Origin of the sequence: Desulfovibrio sp. 1188_IL3213 (assembly GCF_036763145.1) — a bacterium.
GTDB lineage: Bacteria > Desulfobacterota > Desulfovibrionia > Desulfovibrionales > Desulfovibrionaceae > Desulfovibrio.
Genome location: NZ_JBAIYR010000563.1, coordinates 1 through 1,240, shown reverse-complemented (window position 1 = coordinate 1,240; position 1,240 = coordinate 1). Strand labels below are relative to the sequence as shown.

Genomic DNA, 1,240 nt, shown 5'->3' with positions numbered 1-1,240 from the left:
CCCTGCCCGACGCCGTGGACAGGCGCGGCCTGGACAGCCAGAGGCAGGCGCTTTTCGGCCACCCCATGAGCGGCGGCGGCCTTATGGAAGAGTTGCTGGACATTACGGAAGAACTGGTCTTCCTTTCACAGGACGCCACTCCCTGCGACTTGCGGTAAAAACACCGCCCGCGTAAACAGGACGAAAAACAGCAGAAACGACATGCTTGCATTTGATCTGGGCCGCATCGGCCATGAAGACGCTTTTGCCCTGCAAAAGCAGGTACAGGCACTGGTGCAATCCGGCGGGGATGACATCCTGCTGCTGCTTGAGCATCCGCCCACCGTGAGCATCGGTAAAAACTCCGGTGAGGAAAATGTTCCGCCGCACCTGCAAAGCATGTGGAGCGACCATGTGGACATCGTGCACAGCACCCGTGGCGGCAACGTGACCTGCCATTTTCCGGGTCAGCTTGTGGCCTATCCGATTATCAGCCTCAAGAAGCGGTCCGGCGGCATCCGCGCCTATGTGCACGACCTTGAGGAAACCGCCATACGCATGCTGGCCCGCTTTGACGTGACGGCAGAGCGGCGGCAGGGCTTTCCCGGCGTATGGACGGGCGAAAAAAAGATCGCATCGCTGGGCATCGCGGTGAACCGCTACGTCACCATGCACGGTCTGGCTCTCAATGTGGCCGAGGACCTCTCCCTGTTCAACATTATCTCGCCCTGCGGCCTGGAAGGCGTGGCCGCCACATCCATAGCGCGGGAAACGGCTGTCCCGGCTCCGGACATGGCCGCCGTAAAAGCTGCCTTTCTTGAAGAGTTTTACCATATTTTCCAGCCCGCCGGGAGCCACGGCCAGCTTCTGCCCATCCTGCGGGCCGCCCAAGACCTCATGACACTGTTGCAAGACGCGCAAAGGACTGAAAAGTGACCTGCAAAACCTCCGCTTCCGGCTCCTGCGGCGACAAACCGCAAAAAGCCATGCGCATGCCGCCCTGGCTGCGCCGCCCACTGGCCTCGGACAAACGCTTTTTCTCCACCACCGGCCTTGTGGATGACCTGGGCCTTTTCACCGTCTGCAAGGCGGCCAACTGCCCCAACCGGCAGGAATGCTACTCCGCCGGTACGGCCACCTTTCTGATCCTGGGCGAAACCTGCACGCGCAACTGCCGTTTCTGCAACATTCATCCCGGTCAGACCGCGCCCCCCAGCCCCGACGAACCGGAGCGCGTCGCCAAGGCCGCGCTCGCCCTGGG

1 protein-coding gene and 1 pseudogene are annotated in these 1,240 nt (G+C 61.8%); both read left to right on the top strand.

The annotated features are described in order from the left end of the window. Positions 1-201 precede the first annotated feature (201 nt). Positions 202-915, top strand: a complete 714-nt coding sequence (gene lipB, locus V6C16_RS13600) for a lipoyl(octanoyl) transferase LipB (protein WP_333534391.1) — start codon at positions 202-204, stop codon at positions 913-915. Positions 916-965: 50 nt separating this feature from the next. Then, positions 966-1,240, top strand: a pseudogene (locus tag V6C16_RS13595) (lipoyl synthase); the annotation flags it as partial.